The organism is Kitasatospora sp. NPDC001603, assembly GCF_040298365.1.
In the GTDB taxonomy this organism is placed as follows: Bacteria; Actinomycetota; Actinomycetes; order Streptomycetales; family Streptomycetaceae; genus Kitasatospora.
This window is the reverse complement of sequence record NZ_JBEPAA010000012.1, coordinates 33,632-59,019: the sequence shown is the minus strand read 5'-3', so window position 1 is coordinate 59,019 and position 25,388 is coordinate 33,632. Positions and strand designations below refer to the sequence as shown.

Sequence of the window (25,388 nt, the reverse complement as noted above, 5' to 3'; positions counted from 1 at the left end):
GAGGGCCCGTCAGGCCTGCCAGCGCCCGGGGCGCCAGGCGCGGCGGCGGCCGGCCGCGCAGACCAGTGCGGTGCCGGTGACCAGGGCGACGCCGGCGAGGACGGCACCCGCCGTCACCACCGCCTGGTGCCCGGCGGTGTCCGGCGGCGGCGGCCGGAGTGCGGCTACGGTCGGGGCCGGGCGGGGCGACGGCGGGACGGCGGCCGGCGCCGGGGCGCCGACGGCGGCCGCCGGGTCGACCGTGCCGTAGCCCACGCGGGGGTCCGGCAGGGCGGTGCCCGGGTGGTAGGCGGTGGACGTCAGACGGTCCTTCAGCCCGGCCGGCCCGAGGTCGGGCCGGTAGCCGAGGACCAGAGCGGCGGTGCCGGCCACCACGGCGGCGGCGAAGCTGGGCCCCGAGCCGGTGAAGTAGCCCTTGCCGCCGGGCCCGACGCTCATCATGGCGTCCCCCGGAGCCACCAGGTCGATCCGCCCGGCCCCGCCGCCCGGGGCGCCGGAACCGCCGGAGGTGCCCGAGCCGACGCCGCCCGACCCGCCGGAGTCCGTACCGCCGCCGTTCGGGGCGCCGTTCGGGGCCAGGTCGGACACCGTCAGGACCTCCGCGGGGGCCGGGGCGGATCCGGACCCGGACCCGCTGCCCTGGTCGGGCCCGGCCGGGGCGACCACCAGAGCCCCCTTGCCACCTGCGTAGCGGACCGCGCCGGCGAGGTCCTCGTCGCCCGCCGCGACGGGCAGGGCCAGCGCGATCACCCGGGCGCCGCCGTCGGCCGCGTCGCGGATCCCCTTGGCCAGCAGGGCGGCGGTGGTGTTCCCGGCGTCATCGGTCACGGCCACGGCCAGGACGCGCGCCTCGGGGGCGATGCCCGCGAAGCCGACGCCGTCGCGCCGGCCGGCCGCGATCAGTCCGGCGAGGAACGTGCCGTGGCCGACGCAGTCGCGGGTGGAGGCGCCGTCGCCGTACTCGCGCGGCCCCGGCACCAGGCGCCCGCCCAGGACGCCGGAGGCCGGGTCCACTCCGGAGCCGACGACGGCGACGGTCACCCCGGCGCCGCGGCCGAGCTGCCAGGCGGTCTCGGGACGCAGGAAGGCCTGCGCCCACGGCATCCGGTCGGTGTCCTTGTCGGAGGGCTTCACGCAGCCGTCCGCGCGGCCCGCGCTCCGGCTCTGCCCGATCACGGGCAGCGACCCCGGCTCGGCGCCGCCGGAGGAGGGCTGTCCCGGACGGGCCGTACCCGCCGCGGCGGGCGTCCCGGGGACCGGGGCGCCGGGGAGCGGGGCGCCGGGTGCGGCGCCGGCCGGGCCGGCCTGCGCCAGCAGGATGCCGAGGCACACCACGGCGCACACCGCCGGACCGGCCCCCGTCCGCCGCACCCCCGCAGCCGGTCGGATCCGCGCGGCGCGGCGCGCACGGGAGCGAGCGCCGGTCATACAGCCCTCGCCCGCGCCGGTACGGGGATGTCCTGCGGCAGCAGCAGGCTCAGCTCCGAGACGTCGCCGATGTCGAGCCGGGCCAGGCGCCCGGCCTGCCGGGTCACCATCGCCTCCAGCGTCTGCCGGGCGAAGCGGCCGTTGCCGAAGTTGCGGTCGCGCGGGACGGTCTCGCACAGCTGCGCCAGGGCGGCGAGGGTCTCGGGCGCGCAGACGTAGCCGGCCTGCTCGGCCTGCAGCCGGACGATGGTGACGAGTTCGTCCGCGCTGTAGTGGTCGAAGGCGATCTGCTGGGAGAAGCGGGAGGCCAGGCCGGGGTTGGAGGCGAGGAAGCCCTCCATCTCCTCCTGGTAGCCGGCCACGATCACCACGACCTCGTCGCGGTGGTCCTCCATCAGCTTCATCAGGGTGTCCACCGCCTCCTGGCCGAAGTCCCCGCCGGCCCCGTTGCGGGGCGTCAGGGTGTAGGCCTCGTCGATGAACAGCACGCCGCCGCGCGCGCGTTCGAAGGCGTCGCGGGTGAGCTGGGCGGTGTGGCCGATGTAGCGGCCGACGAGGTCGGCGCGGGCGGTCTCGATCAGCTGACCGCCGGGCAGCACGCCGAGTTCGGCGAGGAGCTCGCCGTACAGGCGGGCGACGGTGGTCTTGCCGGTACCGGGCGGCCCGGCGAAGACCAGGTGGTGGCTGATCTTCGCGGTGGGCAGGCCGGCCTCCTCCCGGCGGCGCACCTGGGTGATGAGGTTGACCAGGTTCTCGACCTGCTCCTTGGCGGCGGCCAGGCCGACCATCGAGCGCAGCTGTTCCAGCAGTTCGGTGCCCTTGCCGCCGTCGGCGCCCGCCGCGCCGGCCTCCGCCCGGGCCGCGGCGGCGGCCTCCGCGCCGAGGTCCTCGGGCAGCAGCAGCGGCAGGTCCGCGTCGGTGACTTCGGCGAGCTCGGCCAGCCGGGACGCCTGACGGTCCACCATCTCCTCGAACACCTTGCGGGCGGCGCGGCCGTTGCCGAAGTCGGCGCCCTTGGGCATCCGCGTGAAGTGCGTCCCGAGCGCGTCCACGGTGACGGGGTCGAGTTCGTAGCCGTGCGCGGTGGCGGACCGCTCGACGATGGTGACCAGTTCCTCGGGCGAGTAGTTGCGGAAGTCCACGGTCCGGCTGAAACGGGAAGCCAGGCCCGGGTTGGAGGCGAGGAAGTCGCGCATCTCGTCCGAGTACCCGGCGACGATCACCACCACGTCGTCGCGGTGGTCCTCCATCAGCTTGACCAGGGTGTCGATCGCCTCCCGGCCGAAGTCCGGTCCGGTGCCGCCGGAGCCGGCGGACAGCGTGTACGCCTCGTCGACGAACAGCACGCCGCCGAGCGCGGACTGGAAGACCTCGGTGGTCTTGATCGCCGTACCGCCGATGATCGAGGCGACCAGGTCGGCGCGGGCCACCTCGACCAGGTGGCCGCTGGGCAGCACGCCGAGCTCGGCGAGGATGGCGCCGTAGAGACGGGCGACGGTGGTCTTGCCGGTGCCGGGCGGCCCGGCGAAGACCAGGTGGCGGCCCATCGGCAGGGCCGGCATGCCGGCCTGTTCCCGGCGCCGGGCCAGCTTGTTGAGGTTGACCAGGGTGGCCACCTGGTCCTTGACGCCCTCCAGGCCGACCAGCGCCTGCAGCGCGGCCTGCGGTCCCTCCGGCTCGGGCGGCGGCGGGGCGGCGGCCGAGTGCCGCGCCGGGTCGGTGGCGTCGTCGCGGTCCCCGGCGCCGGTGCCGTCCTGCGCGCCGGCCGACCGGACCGCCGCGGGGCCGTCCTCGGCGCCGGCGCTCGCGCTGCCGTGGCTGTCGGCGCGGCCGTTGTCCCGGCTGGTGAGGTCCTGTACCGCCAGCCGGCTGCCGGCCCTGGTCTGGCGCAGCCCCGAGCCGCGGTTGCCGGCGACGGTGCACCCGGTGACCCGGACCGGTTCCTCGGAGTCCACCCGCAGGCCGTCGCCGGCGTTGTCGGTCAGTTCGCAGCCGTTCAGCGCGGCCCGGCTGCCCGCCGCCATCAGCACGCCGTGGCCGCGGTTGCCGTGCACCCGGGCGCGGACCATGGTGAGTTCGCCGCCGTCCTCGACCAGCACGCCGTCGCCGGTCCATTCGGCGATGTCGCAGTCGCGCAGGGAGGCGACGCCGCCGGGGCCGACCTCGACCCCGGCCACCGCGGCGGCCCTGCCGGGGCCGGCGGCCGGGGCGCCGCCGCGCACCGTGGAGCCGCCGACCTGGGTGTTGCCGCCGTCGGCGACCCGCAGTGCGGCCCGCCCGGTGGCGGACAGCACGCACGACTCCAGCCGTCCGCGTCCTTCCCGGCACACCTCGACGCCGTGGCCGCGCACCTCCGCGATGTCCAGGCGGCGCAGCAGCGGGTTGGCGCCGTCGCGGACGCTCACCCCGGCCCCGGCCGCGCCGCGCACCTCCAGCCGGTCGAACTCGGCGGCGCTCTCGCCGGTCAGCTCCACTCCCGCCCCGGCGCTGTCGGCGACCGCGGTGCGGGTCAGCGCGGGGCTGGAGGACTCGTCCACCAGGATCCCGGCCAGCTCCGAGCCGGCCACCTCGCACTCCTCGAAGCGGCCGCGGGAGCGGCCGGTGACGTGGATGCCGTGGCCCTTGGTGCGCACCGTGCGGCAGCGCCGCAGCAGCGGGTCGGTGCCGCCGGCCAGCACCACGCCGTGACCGCGGGTGGAGCTGACGGTGCAGTCCTCCAGCACCACCTGGGCGGCGGAGCTGACGTAGACGCCGATCGAGGTGTCCAGGACGGTGGTGCGCAGCACCCGGGTGGAGCTGTTCTCCTCCAGGGCTATGCCGGGCTTGTCGGTGGCGGAGATCTCGCAGTCCTCGATCGAGCCGCGGCCCTCGCCGTTGACGCACACGCCGTTGCCGCGGGCGTCGCGCATGACGCAGCCGCGGACGACGGGGTTGGCGCGTTCGCCGATCACCACGGCGGAGCTGCCGAGGTGTTCGATCACGCAGTCCTCGATGACGCTGGTGCCGGTCGAGGTCTCGACGATGCCGGCCCCGGCGGGGTTGACGACGCGGCAGCCGCGCATCGCCAGCGAGCCCTGCTGGCGGGCCAGCACGGCCGTCCAGGAGTTGCCCGCCACCTCGCAGTCCTGGAGGGCGGCCTGGCCGCGCGGGACGTCGACGGTGGGCAGTTCCTCGTCCTGGCCCTGGAGGACCAGGCCGGTGAGCTGGACGGCCTCCGCCACCACCTGCACCACCGCGCCGCGCCGGGGTGAGATGCGCACGCTGCCGCGGGCCTCCTCGGCGGTGATGGTCACCATCTTGGTGATCACCAGGTTCTCCTCGTAACGGCCCGGGCGGACGCTGATGACCGCTCCGCTGCGGGCCGCCTCCAGGGCGGCGCCGATCGTGCGGTAACCGCCGCCGCTCGGCTCCGCGCAGACCGTCAGCACATGGCGGCTCATCGGGCGTTCTCCTCCGTCGTTCGTGGGGCGGTGACGCTGGTCGGGCGGTGGTGCGGGCGGCGGTCGATGGGCCGCCGGTGGTGCGGGCCGCGGGTCAGCCGGTGCAGTTGGCCCGGACGGCGGAGGCGGCGTGGTGGGCGTAGGTCTGGGTGCCGCCCTTCCAGTCGTTGCCGCGGCTGTGCAGCACCACGGCGATCCTTCCGCCGCTGAGCGGAAACGTGCCCGCGGAGACCCACTGGCCCCGGTGGGCGACCTGGTTCACCTCGAAGGACCTGTCCTGCACGGTGTAGTAGGTCGGGGCGCCGCCGACCGCCTTGATGTCCCCGTCGGGCACGAAGACCGACAGGTTGCAGGTGCCGGTGGTGACCGGGCCGGTGGTGAAGGTCCACACCACCGAGTTGCTCTTGTCGTCGTTCGCGTCGCCGGACATCGGCACCGAGCTGAAGCCACCGCCGCAGCCGTCGCCGGTGTAGCCGCCGGAGTTGCGACGCCAGCCTTCCTGGCCCTTGTCGTACCAGCCGTTCAGCTGCATGGAGGTGGACCCGCCGCAGCCGGGGCCCGCGACGGCGTAGTAGGTCGGCGGTGGGGGCGGGGGCGGCGGGGCCGCCTGCTGGGTGGGCTTGGCCGGGGGCACGGCGGGCTGCTCGGCGGCGGGCGGCTGGGGTTGCGGCGTGCCGGCGGCCTGTCCGGTGGTCTGGGCGGTGCTCTGTCCGGCGCCCTGGGCGGGTGCGGGCGCGCTCGCCGCGGTGCCGGTGGCGGGACGACCGGTGGGTCGTGCGCTCGGGCCCGGGTCGGGTGCCTGGACGGCGTCGGGCAGGGCGGCGGCCCCGGCGGCGGCGGGGACCACGCCGTCTCCGGGTGCCGGGCCGTCGGCCGGCGGGCCGGGCTGCGGGGGCTGGTCGCCGGGCGGGTTGCCGGGCGGGTTTCCGGGCGCGTCGGGGCCCGGCACGTAGCCGTCGCCGCCGCCGTCCGGCTGGGAGTACCCGGCGGGCGGCGGGCCGTCGGCGCCGGGGGTGTGGGGGCCGTCCCCGCCGAACCCGGAGAGGGCCAGCGGCACCCCGACCAGCACGAGGCCGGCGATCACCGCGGCGGCCACCATCGACTTGGGGAGGCGGCGTTGGCCGCCCTCCTCCTCGGCCGCTCCCGCCGGTGCGGGCACGGCACTCACCCCGGCGCGGGACTGCCCGGGCGCCGCGGCGCCGCTCTCCCCGACCGGGGGCACCGCCCCAGCGGCGCCCACGGCGGCGGGCGCCCGCCGCGCGGGCCCGGCCGCGGCCTCCGCCGGCTGCCCGGCCTCCTCGGCCGGCTCGGGCACCGCCCATGCCACGGCGGGCAGTTGGACGCCCCCGCCCGACGGCTGACTCTCACGTCCGTTGCGCACCTTGCCCACCCGGGCCTCCTGGCTCTCGACAACGACACCCGACAGGGACGGCCCGTCCCGGCCTCAGTGGCCGCCCGACACAGCCGTCCCCTAGGAACTCACGGACGGCGGGGCACGCGGGGTTCAGTCGGTGTCCGGGCGCCAGGCCGGCTCGGCCGGCTGCGGCGGGTGGAGGACGAAGTCGGCCGCCCGCTCCAGGGTCGCCGCGTCCGGCTGGGGCCGTGCGTCGCCCCGCTCGCGCAGGTGCGCCAGCAGCCCGGGTTCGGGAGCGATGTCGTACTCCTCCAGGTAGTAGGTGACGGTGTCGGTCCAGATCCACTCGCCGTCGGTGCGGTAGTTCAGCGGGACGGCGCCCTGCCGGGAGGTGTCGAAGATGTCGTCCATGAGCATCGGCGTCATCAGCACCTCCGCGCCGGCCCGCAGGTACCCGGCCAGCGCGGCCCGCTCCGTCGCGTCCTCGACCACCGCGCGGTCCGAGAACCCCGGCCCGGTCACCGGGTCGACCATGTCGAACACCGCCGCCAGCCGGAACTCCCCGACGTCCTCGTGCTCCTGCTGCTGATCCAATGTCCTGCTCCCTCGCTTGTCGGCCCCGCCCTCCGGGTGCCCCCACCCGGGGCAACGGCGCCCGGAGCGGGCGGTGTTCACCGGGTGGGGCGCGGAGCCGGTCAGCTGCTGCCCTTGATGGCCGGCCGCGGGTTGCGCTTGAACCAGAGCGGGAGGGCGGCTCGCAGTTCGGGGGTGAGCTTCCACGCCAGAAAGCCGCTCTTCATGTGCTTGTCGAGTTGCGTGACGAAGTCGTCCTCCGTACCGGTGTAGTCCTCGACGAACTTCATCACCCTCTCCGCCGATTTCGGCCTGACCGCTCCGTCGATCACGTTCAGGGCCTCGGCCTCCGCCGCCCGCCGTGCCGCGGCCGCCTCCTCGGCCGCCCTGTCCGCGAGCCTCTCGTTCCAGGCGGCCTCGCCGTCCTTCGAGGGGAAGTACTTGAAGGCGATGTCCTTCCCCTTGGGCAGGTACGCGCTGGTGGAGTTGAGCCTGGACGTCTGCTTCCAGCCGTACTCGATGGTGCCCGGTACCTCCTTACCGTCCCTCGTGTACGTGCGCTCCTGGTCCGAGGACGTCGACTTCTGCTTGGCGGCGATCGTGTACCCCACGTAGGTGCTGACCTTCGGGAACGCCTCCCGGAAGTCCTTGACGACCTCCTTGCAGCTCGCGCACGTGCCTCGGGAGGAGAGCACGGTGAGCACGCCCTCGGGCTGGGAAAGCGCTGCGGCGCCGGGCTGCCGGGCCGCCTTCTCCGGAGGCTTGCCGCGGTTCTCCGAGGGATGGGGCACCGGCGTGAAACCCCAGCCCGCCATCTGCTGGAAGGCCTTCGCCAGCCCCTTCACCTCGGCGTCGTAGCGCTGCGTCCGCAGGCCGTTCTCCTGCGCCCAGCGGTCGGCGGCCTGGAGCGACCGGCTGCCGTTGACGGACTCGTCCCTGCCGTTGGTGACGGCCTCCGTGGTCTGCCAGCTCTTGTCGCCCTTCAACTCCAGGCCGATGACGGCGTAGGTCTTGGTCACGTCGGTGCCGGCGAAGAGCGGGGCGAGGAGGGAGTCGTCCAGCACCGCCCTCGCCGCCTCCACGGTGTCGGGGTCCGGCTTCACGACGGTGTCCTCGGCGGTGTCCTCCGCCTTGTCCTTGCCCTTCCCCTCCGTCGCCTCCTCCGGTTTCCCCTCCCCCTCCGAGTCGGTCGCCGTCCGCTTGCCCGACAGCGCCATTTCGACCAGGTCGGACGTGAGGGCGTCGGTGCTCCTGGATTCGCTGCTCTTGGACTCGGTGCTCTTGGCGTCGGTGCTCTTGGCGTCGGTGCTCTTGGCTTCGGCGTCCCCGAAGACGTGCGCGCCGTCCACCGAGGTCGGGCCCTGGCGCTTCCAGCCGTCGATCTGCTGCCTGGTCGCCCCGTCGATCAGAGCAGCGGACTCGGTGTCCAGCCGGCCTTCGCGGTCCGGGGCGCCGAAGAACTCCCACGGCGCCCGGTGCGTCAGCGGCGCGCCCTGCCCGGGCATGGCGAGCACCGCCTGCCAGTCCGCCAACCGGACCGCACGGTCGGGGAAGAGCAGCGGATCGATCACCCGGCTCTCTCCCGCTGTCTCGACCAGCACCGCGACGTGGTGGTTCCACTCGTGGTCCGGGTGGAGCCGCCCGTGCTCGGTAGCGGGATAGGCCCAGACCTTGGCGAGGTGCTGGCGGCCGATCCCCGGGTCTGCCGCGGCGATGAGCTCGGACAGGGCGTGGGCCCGGAACTCGCAGTTCTGGGCGAGGTTGCCGCCCTCGGGGTCGTAGCGGCCCATCACCTCGGTGTGGAGCGCCTGGAACCGGTCGGCGGAGGGCGGTGGGACGGCGTGCTCGGCCAGGGCGTCGCGGCGGTCGGTCAGGTCTTGGCGCCGGTTCTCCGTTTCGTGGTTCAGCAGCCCCAGCAGCGCGTCGGCCGCCCGCACCGAGTGCACCAGGCCGACGTTCTGGATGGCCGTCAGCACATCGCGTTCGGCCCTGATCCGGGTGAAGACCGCTTCCGAGGCATTGCCCGCGTCGGCCCTCCCCCACAGGGCCGCGAGCTGGTCGGAACGCCTGTCCACGACCCGCAGGAGGTCGCGGTAGTCCTCCGCCGAATCGGCGAGCTCACTGCCGGTGTCGTCGTCCGACACCATCTCCTCGTCCGAATCGGAGGGATCGTTCGGCCGGATGCGCTTGCCCGAGCTCGGGCCCTCGCCCGGGTCCGAGCCCGAGTCCGAACTCGAGTCCGAGTCCGCGATCCCGCCCTTGCGCCGGCGTCCGGAGAACGCCACCGCGTCGCTGTGCGACGCCAACCGGTCGCCGTTCGGCGCGGACCGGTCCGGAATCACGGTGTAGCCCTCGGGCGCCGACTCCGAACGCGGCGGGAGGGTTCCGTTCACCGGCAGGTGGGCGCCGACGGTGCGCACCACGGGCGGGGCGTCGGGGGACGCGCCGCGCGGGGCCGTCAGGCTCACCCAGCCGCCACCCTCCACTAGGACGGGACGGCCGGCACTGTCGAAGGCGACCTGCCGGGCGACCACCAGCGCCCCGGGGCCGTGCGGGTCGCTGCGGAACGGCCCCGAGACCGGGGGCGCGAACCAGGCCAGGCCGCTGGGGGCGTAGACCTCCAGGTCCAGGCCGGGCAGACGCAGGCGCAGCTCCCGCAGCACGCCGGCGGCGAACGACATCTCGCCCTCGCGGGCCGACGAGCAGGCCACCAGCTGCACCGGCTTGTTCCCGTCCCAGGCCCGCTGTTCGTACAACGAGGCGAGCAGGTCGGCGACTTCGCCCTCGGTGACCCGGGTGTTCTGCCAGCGCGGCACGCCGTCGGGGCCGGTGTGCATCGCCACGGTGAGGAAGCGTTCGTCGGTGGGGAAGCGGTCCAGTGTCCCGGCCATCCGCTGCCGGGCCTGCTCGCCGACCGCCGGGTCGTCCAGCCGGTAGGCGCCCGAGGCCTCGTGGTGGACCAGCGCCTCGCGCAGCTCGCCGCGACGGCCGGTGACCGGCGGGTCCGCGGCCGGCGTGTGCTCGGGACCCGGACCGAAGTGCCCGGCGTCGGGCACCGTCGTCAGCGCGGCCTCCGGGTGCGCGGACTCCTGCGACGCCACCTGGTCGGGTGCCGGGCGCTCGCTCCAGGGGCCGGGTCCGAACTCGGCGGGGCCTGTGTAGAGGTCCGGCGCGCTGAGCTCGATCACCCGGTTGACCTCGGCCGGGTCGTCCGTGGGGCTGACGCCGAAGCTCAGCAGGCGCGGCGCGCCGTGCTCGTCCGTGCGGCCGGTGGCGACGGCGACGTGGTCGCCCCGACCGAAGACGACGATGTCGCCCGCACGCGGGAGCGGCGTGTGCGGATCGTTCGCGTCGTAGGTGGTCCTGGTGTGCGGCAGCAGGCCGGCGATCAGGTTGGCCGTCCACTGGGGGCCCGTCAGGTCGGCCGCGTAGAGGTCGTGGATCCGGTCCCAGTTGATCAGCCCGGCCGTGTGCGCGGTGAGCAGGACGGACTCCCAGCAGTTGAGCGTGGTGTCCTGCGCGAACGGCGGCGGCTGGTCCGCCGGGCCTTCCAGCGCCCAGTCCGCGAAGGCGGTGCGCTCCAGGTCGAGGGCGCCCGAGGCACGCCAGTCCAGGACGACCCCGCGCTCGGACAGGCCGTGCATGGCCTGCGCCAGCTGCCGGCCGCCCTCCGCGGCGGGCAGGTCGAAGCAGCCGGCCAGGTGGTCGGCGCGCAGCGTCAGGAGGGCGTCCAGGACGGGCGGTGGCAGTGCGCCGCCGTCGGCCGGGTGGTCGAGGGCGCCGCGGTCGCTGTCGGCGAGCAGGTCCAGGTCGTGCAGCCTGCGGCCCACTGCGGTCACGTCCGCGCGGTGGTTGGCACCACCGGGGCCGACACTGGCGGAGAGCGTCAGGCCGAGCGCGCCGGCGTGCTCGGGTACCAGCGGCGAGGCGAGGTGTTCGGCCGTGGCCCGGACGAGCGGCTCGACGGTCGCCGGGGGCACCGGCAGCCTGAGCGGTGGGGCGTTGCGGTTCCTGGCCCGGGCCTCGATACGGCGCTGCAACGGCTCCGTGTCCTGCCGGACCTGTTCGGCCCGGTCCGGTGCCACGGCGCCCAGGTCCTCCAGTCGGCGGTTCAGTGCCAGGACGTCGGCCGGGCGGTTGTTGTTCCGTCCTTCGTCCCCGACGAACGCGCCGGAGGCCATCCGCAGGCCCGTCCGGGTGGCGGGGACGTCCCGGTTCGCGGCGGGGGGCAGGACGGCGGGCGGCAGGACGGCAGGTGGCTGGACGGCGGGCGGCACCGGGGCGCTCTGCGGCGGAGCCTGCTCGGGAACCTGCGGAGCCTGCTCGGGAACCGGCGGAGCCTGGGCGGGCCGGCGCACCGCCGTCGTCGCGCCGGTGTTCCCCCCGGCCGGGGGTTCGGGCTGGCCGACGAGCTGCTCGGTCGTGCTGTGGACCTGGTCGTTGCTGCTGCTGGTCAGGCCGGCGCCGGCACCCGGGTGCGGCTGCGGGGCCGGGGCGGGCGCGGCGGTGGGGACCAGGACGTCCTGCGGGCGGTTGCGCTCCGGCATGGTGCCGGCCGGGCGCAGTTCCACCGTGAAGGTGTGGCCCTTCTTGGCCGCGAACGCGCGGAGCTTGTCGGCGATCTCCTCGGCCCGCTCCCTGGTCGGCAGCTGCTGGTCGCGCCGGGGGACGGGGGTGTCGCTCGGCCGCTGGTGGCTGATGACGACGTGGCGCAGGTCGCGCCAGGACAGCGGGCCGTGGATCTGCGTCTCGAAGTAGCTGTTGGTGTCCATGCCTTCGGTGAGCATCCGCGCCCCGAAGTCCGGGTCGTGCCGGAAGCCGGTCGCCTCGCCGAAGACCCGTTCGACCATCGCCGGTTCGCCCCACAGCAGCAGCGGCAGCAGGTGGGAGTCGGAGGTCACCGACAGGGCGCCCTTCTCGCGCGCCGTCCAGGAGTCGTTGGGGGTGTGGGTGACGCGGCCCCGGATGTCGTCGGACCAGTGCAGCGCGAACGCGCCGTAGCGGCGTGCCACGCCGAACGGCTGCAGGTCGGAGACCAGCGCCCCGTACTTGGGCAGCAGGCCGCGGTCGTCCTTCGCGGGCTTGAACCGGCTGTCGTCGCTGCCGGTGTCCTGGTAGAGGTGGCGGGTGTCGTGGCTGCGGCGCAGAGCGGGCGCGTAGCCGAAGTGCTCCTCGACGCCGCCGCGGCGCGAGGGGACGACCGCGGCCTGCGAGGCGCCGGTCTCCCAGGCGTTGCGGAACAGCCCCTGCTTGTCGGCCATCAGCTTGTCCAGCAGGGTCTTCGACTTCGATCCCCACCCGCCCAAGCCGCGGCCGGACGTGCCGAAGGTGGTCTGGCGGTTGGCGTTGAGCGGTTGGTCGAAGTGGAAGTTGGTGGCGATGTACATCGTGTCGCGCATGTGGTTCTCGACGTCGGTGATCAGCCGGTCGACCGCCTCGGGTGTGTCCCGGGGGTACTTCGCCGCCCACGCCCACTCGCCGGTGGGCGCGGTCAGCCGCTCGGTGAGCAGGGCGCGGTCGCGCTGCTCGAAGGCCATCGCCTTGCGTTCGACCATGACCAGGGCGGCCGCCTGGACCGGGTGCAGGGAGGTCCAGTCGACTCGGGCGCGGGTGAGGCGGTCCAGGAGCGCCGGCGGGTGTGCCCCTTCCTCCAGCGGGTGCTTCAGCGGCTCCCGCAGGTGCGCCACCAGTGCGAGGTCCTGCGCGCTGGGGACCATCCGCTGCTTGGACTCGGCGTCCAGGACGTGGCGGTCGAGTTCGGCCTGGAGTTCGCGGACCTCCAGCTCCAGCGTGTCCAGCTGCCGGCGCCGGTGGTCCTCCTGCCAGGTCCCCGGGGTCGGCGTCTGCGTCCGCAGCCCTGCGATCTCCTCCTCGCGTCCCCGCGCGGCGGCGGCGAGGTCGCTCCCGTCGTGGTCGAGGAAGGTCGTGAAGGCGGACCGGCGCCTCTCCTGCGCCCGGTCGATCTCCCGTTGCAGCTGCCGGTGTTCGGGGCTGCCCTCGGGCAGGTCGGCGAGCCGCCGGCGCAGGTCGCCCAGCTGGTCCCCCGCGCGCTCGGCCCGGAACGGGTCGAGCGCGTCCGGGCCGGGCATGCGCATCGGGACGTCGGACGGGTGGTCCGTCAGGCGCATCGGCCCGCCGTCGAGCGGCGGCCGGGCGTTCCCGTCCTGGGCGGCCGGCACGGTGCTCTCGCCGTGTTCCGCCAGGACGGTGATCTCGTCGTGGGCGTCGATGACGGTGGGGACGGTGGGGGTGTTCTCGTCGGTCCCGTGCGCGGCGGTGGTCTCGGTGACGGTGCGGTGAGCGGCCGTGCCCGGGTCGCCGCCGGTGTCCTTGCCGGTGGGGTGGACGGTGACGAACTCGGGGCGGTCCTGGCCGGGCCGGCGCAGCTGGACCAGCCTGGTGCTGCCGTCGGCCTCCTTGGCGACGTAGGTCTTGCCGGTCGTCGCGTGCACGGTGCGCCCGGTGGCGTCGGCGATCAGCCCCAGGTTCACGCGGGACAGGCCCGCCTCGCAGGCCAGCAGCACGACCGGCGACTCCTCCGGCCGGGCGGACAGGCTCGCCCGGCGGTTCAGCCTGCCGCCGAAGTCCCCGTACGAGACGGACTTGTAGCCCTCCTTGCCGTCCGGCGTGCGCACCGCGACCTTCAACCAGTTCTCGGCGCCGTGCAGGTTGGCGAAGTACGGCTTGCTCTTCGGATCCCACGGCACCTGGACGTCCGCGTCGTCGCCGTCGCGCTCGCCGGGCTTGTTCTCGCCCCGATGGACGGCCGCCCAGTCGAAGCCGCCGTCGGGGCGGACGTTCTGCTCCGGTGCGAAGTCCGGGTTGGCGACCTGGTTCTCGGCGGCCGTCCGCTCCGAGGGGAAGTTCAGGTGCGTCTCCCGGCGCAGGCCGAAGTCCGCCTCGGTGTGGAAGGAACGCCCGACGTTGACGCCGTCCTCGCCGACGATCGCGTGGGTCACCAACTCGCCGTCGGTGAAGGGCTGGTGGCGGTCAGAGCCGTTGTCGAGGACGCTCGGTGCGTCCGGCGCCTCGGGCACCACGTCGGGGTCGTACCAGTCGAGCGGGAGTTCGATCGACTCGAAGCTGACGTGCTCGGCCAGCTTCTGCGCGCGAAGGCTCCCGCTCACGTCGCCGATCTTCGTGGCGTCGTAGACCAGCGGATCCCGCACGTAGGGTTCGCCTCCATCGGACGGCGTGTCGTCGCTGGAGCGCCAGAGGACCGAGACCGATTCGCCCTGGTGGCTGATCGTCACCTCCAGGAACTGTCCGCTCAACTTCTCGTGGGGGTGCTCGATCCTGACGGTCTTCTGGAGGCCGTCCGGCGACCACGACTCCGTGATGCGGTGGTAGGGCGCGAGGTCGTGGGGGTAGGCGGTCCGCAGCGAGCCCTCGCTGAAGAACCGGCTGAAGGCCTGAAAAGCGTCCGGCATCGACATGCTGCTGGACGAGTTCGCGACCTCGGCCCGGATGTCGTCGACCGACATGGGGTCGGTGTCCACCCGGATGACGTGGAAGCGGCCGTCCTCCTCCCGCGCGATCACCCTCAGGTGGCTGGGGCCGAGCGTCACCTCGGACTGGTTCTCGTTCACCGGCGCCGGGTCGTTCTCCGCCCTGGCGTGGCCCGGCGGGAACGACAGCGCCAGCATGGGATGGGACAGCGGCACATGGATCTCGAACAGCGCGTAGTTGTCGGCTCCGCCCCCGTTCGCCATCCAGTCCTGGACGAACTGCCGGTCGAAGGAGGTGGACGACGGCAGCAGTTCGGTGAAGACGTCCCGTTCGCGGCCCTGGGGGTCCATCCGTACCGCCCGGTACAGGTTCAGCGATCCCTCCGTCGCCTGCGCCCCGGCCGGTTGGATCGCCTGCGCGTGGTCGAGGAACGCCTGCACGTCTCCGAGCAGGGACTCGTACCGCTCTCCTTCACGGACCCTGAGCATGCCCTCGTCGTCGCGCTTGCTCGTGAACGCGCCGTTCCTGATCCGCCCCATGAACTCGCGGAGTGCCGGGTTCTCGGCCGCGGCGGTGAGGTGACGCCGGGCCAGGTCCACCGCGACCGGATCGACAGGGACCGGCGGCGCGCCGGCCGGCCGGTGGAGGTCGCCGCCGGGGTCGGGGACGCGGTCCGGGTCGGGGTCCGGGTCGGGATGGGGGTCGGCCAGGTCGTCGAGTGACCAGTCCCCCACCAGGTGCTCGTCCGGGAAGCGCCCTTCCGGCGCCACGTCCGTCCGCAGCTCGTGCTCGGTCAGCGGGGCGAGGAAGCGGTAGCGGTGGTAGGTGTCGTTGTAGGTCAGGTCCGTCCTGGCGAGGTTCGGGTCCGCGCGTTCCTCCGGGGTGAGGCTCTCCGAGAACAACCGGGAACCGGTCATGATCTCGTGGAAGGTGTGGTCGTCCGACTCCACCATCCAGCCGAGCAGCCCCAGCCTCAACAGCTCGAAGTCGACGGGCTCGGCCTTCATGTCGGCGAGGGCCGCTCTGCCCTCCTTCGTCCTGGCGAGCTCCTTGACGGCCTGGAGCATCCCGAAGGCCGTGCCGGAGGTGCCGCTGACGACCAGTCCCCCGCTCTCGTGGGCGTCCTGCTGGAACTTGGAACCGAGCTTGTAGTGGAAGCTCTTGGCACCCGGCTGCCAGCCGAGCCGGCCGTCCTTGTCCACGGCGCTGTACCACTCGCCCCGGCCCAGCGGCGGGTTGACGTCGAGCGGGTTGCGGTCGGTTTCGAGGATGCTCCTGGCCCGGCGCTCCGCCGCCTTCTGCGCGGCCTCGACCACCTGCTTGCGCTCCCAGTCCCCGATCGGCTGGCTCCGGCGCCGGGCGTAGTCGTCCCGGATGCCGTCGATGACGGGGCCGTACGGTTCGTCGGTGCGGAACGGTCCGAAGACCGCCGGCTGCTGGGGCTCGCCGGCGGGCCCCTTCAGCAGTTCCCCGTAGACCTTCTTGATCTCCGCGGTCAACGGGTTGACGACCTCGGCGCCGATGTCGTGGCGGTCCGCCCGTTCCCGCGTCAGCTGCTCCGGTCGCGGCAGCTGCCGCTGTCGGACGAGCTTGGCGAAGTGGTTGGAGGTGTAGCCGTTGTAGAGCAGGGCCATGCGCTCCCGGAGGTTGCCGCGGTCGACGACCTCCTGCAGCAGGTGCCGGTCGGTTCCGACCATGCCGGTCGTGCCCGTGCTCCTGGAGCCGAACTTGACCTTGTCCTTGTCGCCGGTGGTCATGGCCCAGGCCAGGTCCACGACCTTCTTGACCTCGCGCTGGACGTCCTCGCGCTGGAGCAGGTGAGTGGCCAGCCGCCGCTCGAAGGCCTCGGCGTGCTCGCGGTAGGCGATGCGCCTGAGGTCCCCGGGCGAGGCGGGCGGGGCGGCTTCCAGGACGGCGTTCATCGGGACCGGATCCGGCTCGCGGAGGGGGCCGGGCGCGTCCTGGCTCCGCGGGTGCTGGGCCGCCTTGTCCTGGTGCGCCTTGATCAGGTAGCCGTCGAACTCCGGGACGAAGTCCTCGGTCCGGTAGTGGTTCCAGAGCGCTTCGCCCTCCTTCACCTTCAGGCCGGCGATCCGCAGGCCGCTCTGCTTGTCCGCGGACTGCGTCCCTTCCCGGAGGAGGCCGTCGTAGAAGCGGGGGTGGAACTTGAACTGCGTCCCGTCGGTGAGGAAGTCGTACTTCGCCAGCGTCTGCGGGACTTCCTTGTCCGTCCAGTTCTGGGTGATGTTCTCCACCTTCAGGCCCGTGGCCCCGCGGGAGAGGGCGAACTCCATGACCACCGGCAGGTTGGAGAGGGTGTCGCTGTAGGCGGCGGCGTGACCGAAGTCGTGGCCGGTGTAGAGCCCGGGCCCCAGCTGGGACCACCCCTCCTTGTTCTTGACCGCGCCGATCTTGCCCTGGATGAGGTAACCCCGCAGCGTCACGGCATCGGTCACCCGGAAGACCGGCTGCCCGGGCTCCATGGTGACGACGACCATGTCCGGCTTGACGCGGCCGGCCAGCTCCTTCGCCACCTGCGGGTCGACGGGACGGGTGGTCTCCACCGCCACCGGCGCCCGGGTGTCGGGGCGCAGCGCCGAGTAGTGCGCGGCCAGGCCCTCGCCGGGATCGCGGTAGACGTGCACCTCGCGGCCCTGCGCACCGGAGTTGAACGCGGTGCGGGCGTTCCCCTGGTGGATCACGAGGTGGATGTCGAGGGCGTGGGCGATGACGGCCGGCGCCTGGTCGTAGAAGGAGGTGTTCCACAGGGACCGGTTGCGCAGCCCCATGTCGTACAGGTCGCTCATGCGCAGGTTCCCGAGGTCGTCGGCGGAGAGCGTCGACGGCTGCTCGTCCCCGGGGTTGCGGTACACCTGCCAGGTCCGGGTGCGCTCGTTCGGTTCCAGACGGTCCTGGGGCCGCTGCCCGGTGTTGTCGGCGTTGTGGCGCAGCACGGCGCCGGCGTCACTGCGGAACCACTGCGACGCCAGCTCGCGCAGCCCGTTGACGGTGAGGTCGCCGTGTGCCCAGCCGTCCAGCCCGCGGGCGCCGGCGAGGACGGCGTGGAGCAGGCAGTCACCGTCGCCCGGCACGTCGACGACGTGGTACAGCCGGCCGTCGTCCAGCACGTTCACGCGTGATTCGTGCACCGGCGCCGGAGCGTTCGGTGCCCTGCTGGTGGCGACCTCGCCGGCGCGGGGGGCGCTGTCGGTCGGGGTCAGCGCACCGGGGCCCTCGGCCTCCGGGTGCCGCTGCGTCAGCGGCGCTTCGACCGTCTCCGGGTGCCGCTGCGTCGGTGGCGCGTCCACCGTCTCCGGGCGGGGGCGCTCCTGCCCGAGCGGCAGGTCACGCAGGACCGGGCCCGAGCGCAGGACGTCCTCGATCCGCTCCAGGTGCCGGGGCAGCACCGTGAAGTCGTCCCGGTGGGCCGAGGTGCCCATCACACCGTTCTCGCCGGCCCATCGGTCGCGGCGGCGCAGCGCGAACGCGTCGCCCGGCTTCGCCGCCGGTTCGACGTACTCGTCCGGCAGGCCGAGGTAGTGCAGCGCCTCGTGCAGCAGCACGCCGGGCGGGCTCTCGTCGGACCAGGTGAACTGGTCGCTGCGTTCGCGACCGGGAACCACGGTGACCGTCTGGTGCGCGCCGGCCGCGTCCGGCGTGCCGTCCACCCGCAGGTGCACCTGGTCCCCGCCGGGCAGGCGGAATCGCTCGTTGAAGCGTTCGTCGACCACCGACCGGACCCGGTCGAGCATCCGGGTGGCCTCGTGCGCGGGCAGCGGGCGGCCGTCCGGCCCCTGCAGGTGCAGGTTCAGCGTGAACTCGGTGACCCAGTGCCCGGGGCGGACCTCGAAGCGCCGCGCGTCGTAGCTGATCGTGGTGTCGGCGCCGTGCAGCCCGCCCAGGCTCAACTGCCGGGCCTCGTACTGCTCGCGCACCCCGGGCCCGGCGATGGCGCCCGGCCCCCCCTGACCGCGCACCAGGGGGTCGAAACGCACCGTCTCCATCCGCGCGGGCGGCGCCGACGTGCGGATGTCGGCCCAGGACGAGGCGGGCAGCACCGCACCCGGCCCCTCGGACGGCGCGACCGGCCCCGGCTCCCGCACCGGCGGGGGTACGGCGGCGGGCCCGGCCGGCGCCTGGGCGGGCTGGTGGACCGCCGTCGCCGCCCCGGTGTTCCCGCCGGCCGGGGGCTCCGGCTGGCCGAGGAGCTGTTCGACCGCGCTGCGGAACTGGTCGTTGGCGTCGGCGCTCAGGGACTCGCGCCAGGCGTCCAGGTACTCGCGCACTTCGCCGGTCGGGTCGTCCAGGTCGTGCAGGAACGTGGCCAGCTCCGTGGTGTTCCCGGTGGCGAGCGCCGCGGAGGCCTCACCGATCCGGTGGCCGCCCTGTGACTGGGTGCCGTTCGGTGCCAGCGTCCAGGGGCGGGTCTCGCCGCCCGGGCGGGCCGAGATGCCGGGGGTGGCGAGGGTGAGGATCTCCTGCCACGTGTTGGCGCCCTCGGTGACGACCAGGGTCGAGTACCGCTCGAACAGTTCCATCACCGCCGGCTCCACGCGTCCCAGCCGCAGCTGGTGGGCGCCGCCGTCGCCGGACGGCGCGTCGGAGAGGCCCCGGAGGCCGGCCAGCAGCTCCGCGGGGTTCTGTCGCTCGTTCGGCCCGGCTCCCAGCAGGACCACGACCGACGGACGGGGCGGCCCCGGGACCTCCCGCAGCGCGGCTTCCATCCGGGTGGCCATGTCCCGGTGGCGGACCGTGCCGTCGATGGAGTCTCCGTAGTAGGCGGTGGCCAGCCGGATCTCGCTGTTCTGGGCGCGCCGCAGGAGGTCGGCGACCAGGTCCGGAACCGGGTCGTCGGCGCCGGTGGCCGCCGGCCAGTGGTCGCGGACGTGGCCCGGGAGGTCCTCCGGGACGGGCTGCGGGCGGAAGGGGTAGGTGACGGTGGCGCCCTGGTCGTGCCAGAGCTCCGCCAGGACGTCGTCCCCGCGGCGGATCTGCCGGGGGTGGCTGTCCCACAGGAAGGGCTGCAGGACCAGGACGTCCGGGTCCTGCTCCCCGGTCATCTCCCGCAGGGACGAGGTCAGGTTCTGCTCGAAGTAGCCGGCCGTGTCCCCGCCGTGCGGAGCGTCCAGGGCGGCGAAGACGGTCAGCGTCCGGCCCTGCCCGGAGGACTGGGCGCCGGCCGTCAGGAGGTCGGGGGTCAGGTGCTGGTCGGGGCTGATCGGCCGGTCGCGGTTGTCCTCTCTCGTGACGGATTTCCGGAAGTCCTGCTGGATCTGCGGACTGTCGCCCAGGTACCGGCTGCGCACGGGTGCGCTCGGCCTGCTGGAGTCCAGCCAGGCCCCCTCGGGCGTCGCCCCGGTCCAGGCGAAGTACTTCCAGTACGTCTCCACGTCGGCGGCGATCCGCCGCTCGACCGGGTTGTACGCGACGTCCAGCGGCGCTCCCGCCGGGTGTGCGGTCACCCGCATCCCCTGGTGGACGCCCGTCCACGGACTGTGGAACAGCTCGTAGGAGCGCCGCGGGTGCTCCAGGTCGACGGAACGGCCGAGCCGTTCGGCGTAGAACGGCGCCTTGCCGCGCGCGAACGTCAGGTGGACCTCGCCGGAATAGCCCATCCTGGCCAGGCCTTCCAGCACTCGCAGGAAGGCGACCTGGTGGCCGCTGCCGGGTGAGCCCGGGTCGACCAGGCTGATCCGCGGGTAGCGCTCGCTCAGTTGATGCCCGAGAGCGGCGTCGGCCGGGGACACGGTCGGCGTCCCGCCGGTGTGCGGCGGCAGTGCGGCGAGGTGCTGCTCGTCCTCGGCGCGGTGCTGCTCCCGGACCTCCTGGACCGGCCCGTGCGAGGGCACCGGCACGAACGGCGCGGCGACGGGCTGTCCCGCACCACCCGGCACGGGAGGCGCCAACGGGCCACCCGGCGGCGGGGGCGGCGGCGGACCACCCGGCGGCGGGGGTGCCAACGGGCCACCCGGCGGCGGCGGGGGCGGCGGACCACCCGGCGGCGGGGGTGCCAACGGACCGCCCGGCGGCGGGGGCGGCGGAGGCGGCGGGGCCTGCGCGGGCGTGCGCTGCGCCACCGGGTAGACGGCGTCCTCGGTGGCCTGACGCTCCTTCCCGGCCGGCACCTGGTGTGCCGGCTCCTGCACCTCACGGCGGGACCCGGTGCCCTCGTGGTCCTGCCCGGTCGTCAGGAGCGTCGGGCGTGCCCGCTCCTGCAACGGCCCGGTGGTCGCGGCGCCCCCGTCCTCGGGTGCGGGGGTGTGAGGGCGGCGGTCGCCCTGCTCGGCGAGCTCGTGACCCTCGGGGCGGACCCCGTCCCGCTTCGTGCCCGAGGACGGCTCACGGACGCTGTCCCGGGGCCGGACGAGGGGGCCGGACGGGGTGAGCGGCCCGGGTACGGGGGTCGGCTCGGGCTTGGTCTCGGGCTTGGTCTCGGGCTTCGTCTCGGCCTCGGGCTTGACCTCGGGCTTGGCCTCGGGCTTCGTCTCGGGCTTGACCTCGGGCTTGGCCTCGGGCTTGACCTCGGGCCGTTCCTCGGAGGGGCGGCGGCCGAAGACGTTCTCGTTGGCCGCTTCGTGGCCGCGCCAGTGCTCGCCGTTCAGGTCCTCCGGACCCCAGTGGTCCTTGTAGGCGTCGAAGAACTCGCCGCCGTAGCGGGTCTTCAGTTCCTGGACCGTCTCGTCCGACACCTTGCGGCTCTCGGCGAGGCGGTCGTAGCCGGCGGCGGCGTGCTCGCGGGCGGGCAGCACGGCGCGTTCGAAGGCGACGTGCCGGTCCAGGCCCTCGGTCAGCCGCTCGCGTTCGAGGCGCCACTGCTCCAGCCGCTCGGGCAGGCCGGCCTTGTGGTCGGCGTCCGCGTCGCGCAGCAGGGAGCGGAAGTTCTCCTCGAACGCGGCGCGGACCCGCTCGGTGTAGCCCTCGCGCACGCGCCGGGCCGCGGCGGAGGCCGGCGGTTCGGAGCGGTCGGTACGGCTGCCGCGCGCCGGCCGTCCCAGGGCCGTCTCGACGGAGGCGGCCGTCGCCGTCCCGTGGCCGCTGCCGTCGGCGGTGTCGAGGCCGCCCAGGTCGTGCGGGACCTTGGTGCGGGCGGTGTCCTCGGCGACGCGCAGCGCCTCCTCGCGGGCACCGTGCAGGGCCAGCAGACGGTTGATCTCGGCCGGGTCGGTCAGCCGGTCGAGTTCCTCCTTGAGCCGGGCCGGGTCACGGTCGGCGGCGGTGTGCTCGGTGACCGCGCGGTCGGTGAGGCGGGCGAGCTGGGCGCGGGCGGCGGCCACCGCGCCCGCGGACGGGCCGTCGGCCAGGCCCAGTTCGCGCAGCGCCTCGACGCCGAACTGCTCGGGGGCACTGGTCTTCCACGCCCCGACCGCGTCCTCCACCGCGTCGATGGAGCGTTTCAGCACGGTCTCGCGGACCGCCTGGACGGTGAAGTCGTGGGACAGGCCGCCGCGGTGGCTCTCGAAGACGTCCCGGAAGTCGGCTTCGAGCCGGTCCCTTCCCCTGCGGGCGGGGTCGGAGGGGGCGAGGTCGTCGCCGTTCTCGTCCTCGATCACCAGGAACGTGTCCTCGTCCCGGCGGCCGGTGCCCGGCCCGTTCTCGTCGGCGTCCAGGGCCGTCCGCTCCTGGTGGCGGCCGTGGACCTCGGCGAGCCGCTCGCGCATGGCCTCGGCGACCTGGTCGCGGGCCTCCTCCGACACCCGGGCGTCCTTCGGCACGCCGACCGCGTCCAGCAGCGCGCGGTCCGACTCGGAGAGGTTCTCCCGCTTCCAGTCGGCGTGGGCGTCCTCCACCGCCCGCTCGATCCGCTCGGTCTGCGTGGCGCGGGCCTGACGGACCTCCAGGTCCCCGGCGGCCCGGCGCAGCCGGTGTTCCAGAGCCCGGCTGGCCAGGGCGTTGCGTTCGGGGGTGAGATCGGCGCGGGTGGCGTACAGCTGGGAGATGTCGCGTTCGGCGTCGGAGCGGAAGCGCTCGGAGGCCTCCCGGCGGATCTCCGCACTCGGGTGGTCGCCGCCGGTGGCCGCCGGGTCGAGGCCGCGTTCGGTGAGCAGGTGGTCGAAGCGGGTGACGGCGACCCGCAGGGCGAGTTCGCGGGCGCCGGCCAGCTCCAGGCGGTCGGCGGCGCCGGCGAGGATCTCCTCCCGCTCGTGCGGGCGGGCCTCGATGTCGCTCTGCACGTCGGCGGCGGTGCGTCGCCACGCCTCGGTGCCCGGGCCGGTCAGGGCGCGCAGTTCCCGGGGCAGCTCGGCGTGGCCCTCGATGAGGTGTTCCTCGACCTCGCTGTGCAGGGCTTCCTTCGCCTCGGCCTCGGCGAGCACGGTGTCGTGCCGCTCGGCGAGCTCCTGCTGCTTGTCCTGCCAGGCCGTGCGCCGCTCGTCGCCGGCCGGCACCTTGGCGTGCTCGGGTGCGTCGACCCGGTGGTAGGCGTGACCGGAGGGCGTGTGGGTGGTGATGGGGACGGGCGGGCCGTCGGGGCCGTGCGGGTCGGTGGGACCGTCGGGCCTGGGGCCGCCGGGCTTGGGGTCGCGGGGCGGGGTGGCGGGCGGCACCGGCCCGTTCGGGGCGGGGCGGTTCGGGTCCGCGACCGGCACGTCCGGGGTCCTGGGCTCCGGGCCCTTGGGGTCCGTCGTCCTGGGGTCCGGGGTCTTCGAACCCTCGGCCGGTACGTCCGGCCGGTTCGGGTCGAGGCGGCCGGGCGGGGTCGGCGCGGTGGCGTCGCCGGGGCCGTCGGTGCTGGTGCGCAGGGGCGGCGGCACCGGGGCCGTGCTCCGGTCACCGTTCGCGGGCGCCTGCGGTTGCGGCTGCGGGCCGCTGTCCGTCCCCGCTCGCCCGCCCGCTCCCCCGGGCCCGCCCGCCGTGTTCCTGGGCTCGCTCAGGGGCGGTTCGGCGTGCTCGTCGACGACCGTGGTGCGGCGCGCCGAGTCGGGCGCGGGCGCCTGCGGCTTCGCGCTGCCCTGGCCGTTGGCGTCCGCGGACGCCGTCGCGGTCCTGCCGCGCTCCCCGGCGCCGGCGTTCTCGGACTTGGGGCTGTCGGACTTGGAGCTGTCGGACCTGGGGCTGTCGGACCTGGGACTCTCGGGCCTCGGGTTCTCGGGGCTCTCGGGCCCGCCACCCGTACGGGTCCTGGGTGCGGGTGAGGGGGCGGCGGTGTCCCGGTTGCCGGACGCCGTCGTGGACTTCGGCGGACCGGCGGCGGCCGTCCGATCGTCGCCCCGGGACTGGGTCTCGACCGGTCGCGCGGGGGCCTTCGGGTCCCACCCGCCGTCGACCGAGGAGGTGTGGCTGGTCTTGCCCTTGGGGTCGGCGAGGACACCCTCGCCGTTCTCCGCGGGGTGGTGGCTGCCGGACCCGAGGACGGACGGCAGCGAGCCGGCGCCCGACTTGAGCGAGGCACCGTCGCCGCCCGACAGCCGCGTCCCGGCGATCTGGTCGATGTGCCCGGGCCGGGGCACCGGGAGCGGCGCCGAGTACCCACCCATGTTGCTGATCACCGAGAGGAAGGTCAGCGGGTGGAGGTATCCGTAGTTGTCGCCGCTCTCCGGGGTGATGCGCGAGCTCTCCAGGCCGCGGACGAAGTCGGCGTACCGCAGGGTCAGCGGCGAGGCCAGCCCCATGATCATGTGCCGCATGCCGCCCATCATGAAGCCGCCGACGAAGCTCATCCCGCTGGCTTGCCACTCGCCGTTGTAGATCGTGTTGTAGATGCCCTCGGTGAGGTACTGGTTGATGCCCGACTCGATCTGGCTGCCCAGCACGTGCCCGAGGTAGAACATCTTGTTCATCTTGTTGACGCCGCCGGCGAGTTCGGGAATCTTCTCGACCAGCAGCTTGAGTTCGGGCGTGAGGGCGACCTTGCCGGCGTCCTTGGCGAGGTTCTCCAGGGTCTCCTTCAGCGCCTCCTGACTGCCCTCCTTCATCACCGTCTTGAGCGAGTGCTGGACGAACTGCTTGCCGATGTGCTCGCCCATCTCCCGGGCGAGCTTGTGGCCCACTTCCTGCCCGAGTTCCTTCTCGAAGAGCTCCCCGAGCTGGCGCACGAACTTCTCGCCGGTCGCTGCGCCCACCTTGCGCCCGGCCTTGAAGCCCTTGGACAGGTACTGGGCGTTCTCCTTCAGCAGCGTGCTGATGCCCCTGGCGAACCGCTCGGCCGCCTCGTTCCCGAGCAGGTGGCCCAGGCCCTGACCGGCCTCCTTGCCCGCGCCCTTGAGGGCTCCGGCCGCCGCGCCCTCGCCGAGCTCCTTGCCGACCCCCTTGAGAGCTCCGGCCGCCGCGCCCTCGCCGAGTCCCTTGCCGATCCCCTTGAGGGCACCGGCCGCCGCTCCCTCGCCGAGTTCCTTGCCCGCTCCCTTGAGGGCACCCCCGGCCAGCCCCTTGATCACGTCGTTGAGGGCGCTCTGCACGAACAGCTTGGCCAGGCGGGGGCCGAGCAGCTTGCCCAGGCCCAGGCCCAGCAGGTTCAGCGGCCCGCCGATCGCCCCGCTGAGAGCGCCGAAGATCGCCGCCTGCTTGGTGAGCTCCGTGTCCCACTCGTGCCGGTCACCGCGCTTGAACTGGATGCCCTGGATGATCGAGTCCAGGATCAGGCCGCCGACGATGCCGCCGAAGGCGTGCAGGGCGATCAGCTGCACGAGCTTCTTCAGCAGCTGGATCAGGAACTGCCTCGTCAGGATCTTCTTCCACTCCAGCGCCACGAGGGAGGCGCCGCCGGTGAAGATGGACCAGGCGATGGCGAAGGCGATCTCGATGATCAGCTGGACGAGCTGGCCGATCGCCATCCACTTGGTGTACTCGACGGTGTTGGCGACCTTGCCGGCCAGTTCGGCCAGCTGGGTGCAGAGACCGGCGGCGTTGCGCAGGGGGTCGGCGGCGGGGTCCGAGCTGGTGAACCGCCCCCACTCCTTCTTGAAGGCCTCGGCGGCCTCGCCCTCCATCCTCGTGTTGCAGGTCTGGACCGCGGCGAGGATGTACTCGCTCAGCTTCGGCAGGTCCTGGGCCAGCGCGAGGTAGTCGTCCCGGACGTCCCGCAGCAGCCCCTCGTCGCTCTCCGGCCAGGGCATGCCGGTGATGATGTGGAAGAACTTCGCCACACCCGGGGAGACGTGGATGGACGAGTGGGACATGGCGCAGGGCCTCCGGGGGCGGGACTGGCG

At 74.1% G+C, this 25,388-nt stretch carries 5 protein-coding genes; all 5 read right to left on the bottom strand.

Going from position 1 to position 25,388, the window contains the following annotated elements:
- Positions 1–9 precede the first annotated feature (9 nt).
- The 5 genes from ABT263_RS10940 to ABT263_RS10920 all read right to left on the bottom strand — a co-directional run bounded on the left by ABT263_RS10940 (position 10) and on the right by ABT263_RS10920 (position 25,358).
- A complete protein-coding gene (locus tag ABT263_RS10940) occupies positions 10–1,344 on the bottom strand; it encodes a S8 family serine peptidase (protein ID WP_352289923.1) in 1,335 nt (444 codons plus the stop codon).
- Between the two features lie 80 nt (positions 1,345–1,424).
- Complete coding sequence (locus ABT263_RS10935) at positions 1,425–4,868, bottom strand: right-handed parallel beta-helix repeat-containing protein (RefSeq protein WP_352289920.1); 3,444 nt, start codon at positions 4,866–4,868, stop codon at positions 1,425–1,427.
- A 94-nt stretch (positions 4,869–4,962) separates the two neighbouring features.
- Positions 4,963–6,258: a hypothetical protein gene (locus tag ABT263_RS10930; RefSeq protein ID WP_352289917.1), complete on the bottom strand. Its 1,296-nt coding sequence runs from the start codon at positions 6,256–6,258 to the stop codon at positions 4,963–4,965.
- 114 nt (positions 6,259–6,372) lie between these two features.
- Complete coding sequence (locus ABT263_RS10925; protein WP_329489379.1) at positions 6,373–6,816, bottom strand: hypothetical protein; 444 nt, start codon at positions 6,814–6,816, stop codon at positions 6,373–6,375.
- 101 nt (positions 6,817–6,917) lie between these two features.
- The gene (locus ABT263_RS10920; RefSeq protein WP_352289914.1) at positions 6,918–25,358 is read right to left on the bottom strand and encodes a WXG100-like domain-containing protein; all 18,441 of its coding nucleotides are present in this window, start codon (positions 25,356–25,358) and stop codon (positions 6,918–6,920) included.
- Between the last annotated feature and the right edge of the window lie 30 nt (positions 25,359–25,388).

What these genes read in the sequence shown, in the direction of transcription:
- ABT263_RS10920 (WP_352289914.1), bottom strand. Translation starts at nt 25,358, where the DNA reads ATGTCCCACTCGTCCATCCACGTCTCCCCGGGTGTGGCGAAGTTCTTC.
- ABT263_RS10935 (WP_352289920.1), bottom strand. Translation starts at nt 4,868, where the DNA reads ATGAGCCGCCATGTGCTGACGGTCTGCGCGGAGCCGAGCGGCGGCGGT.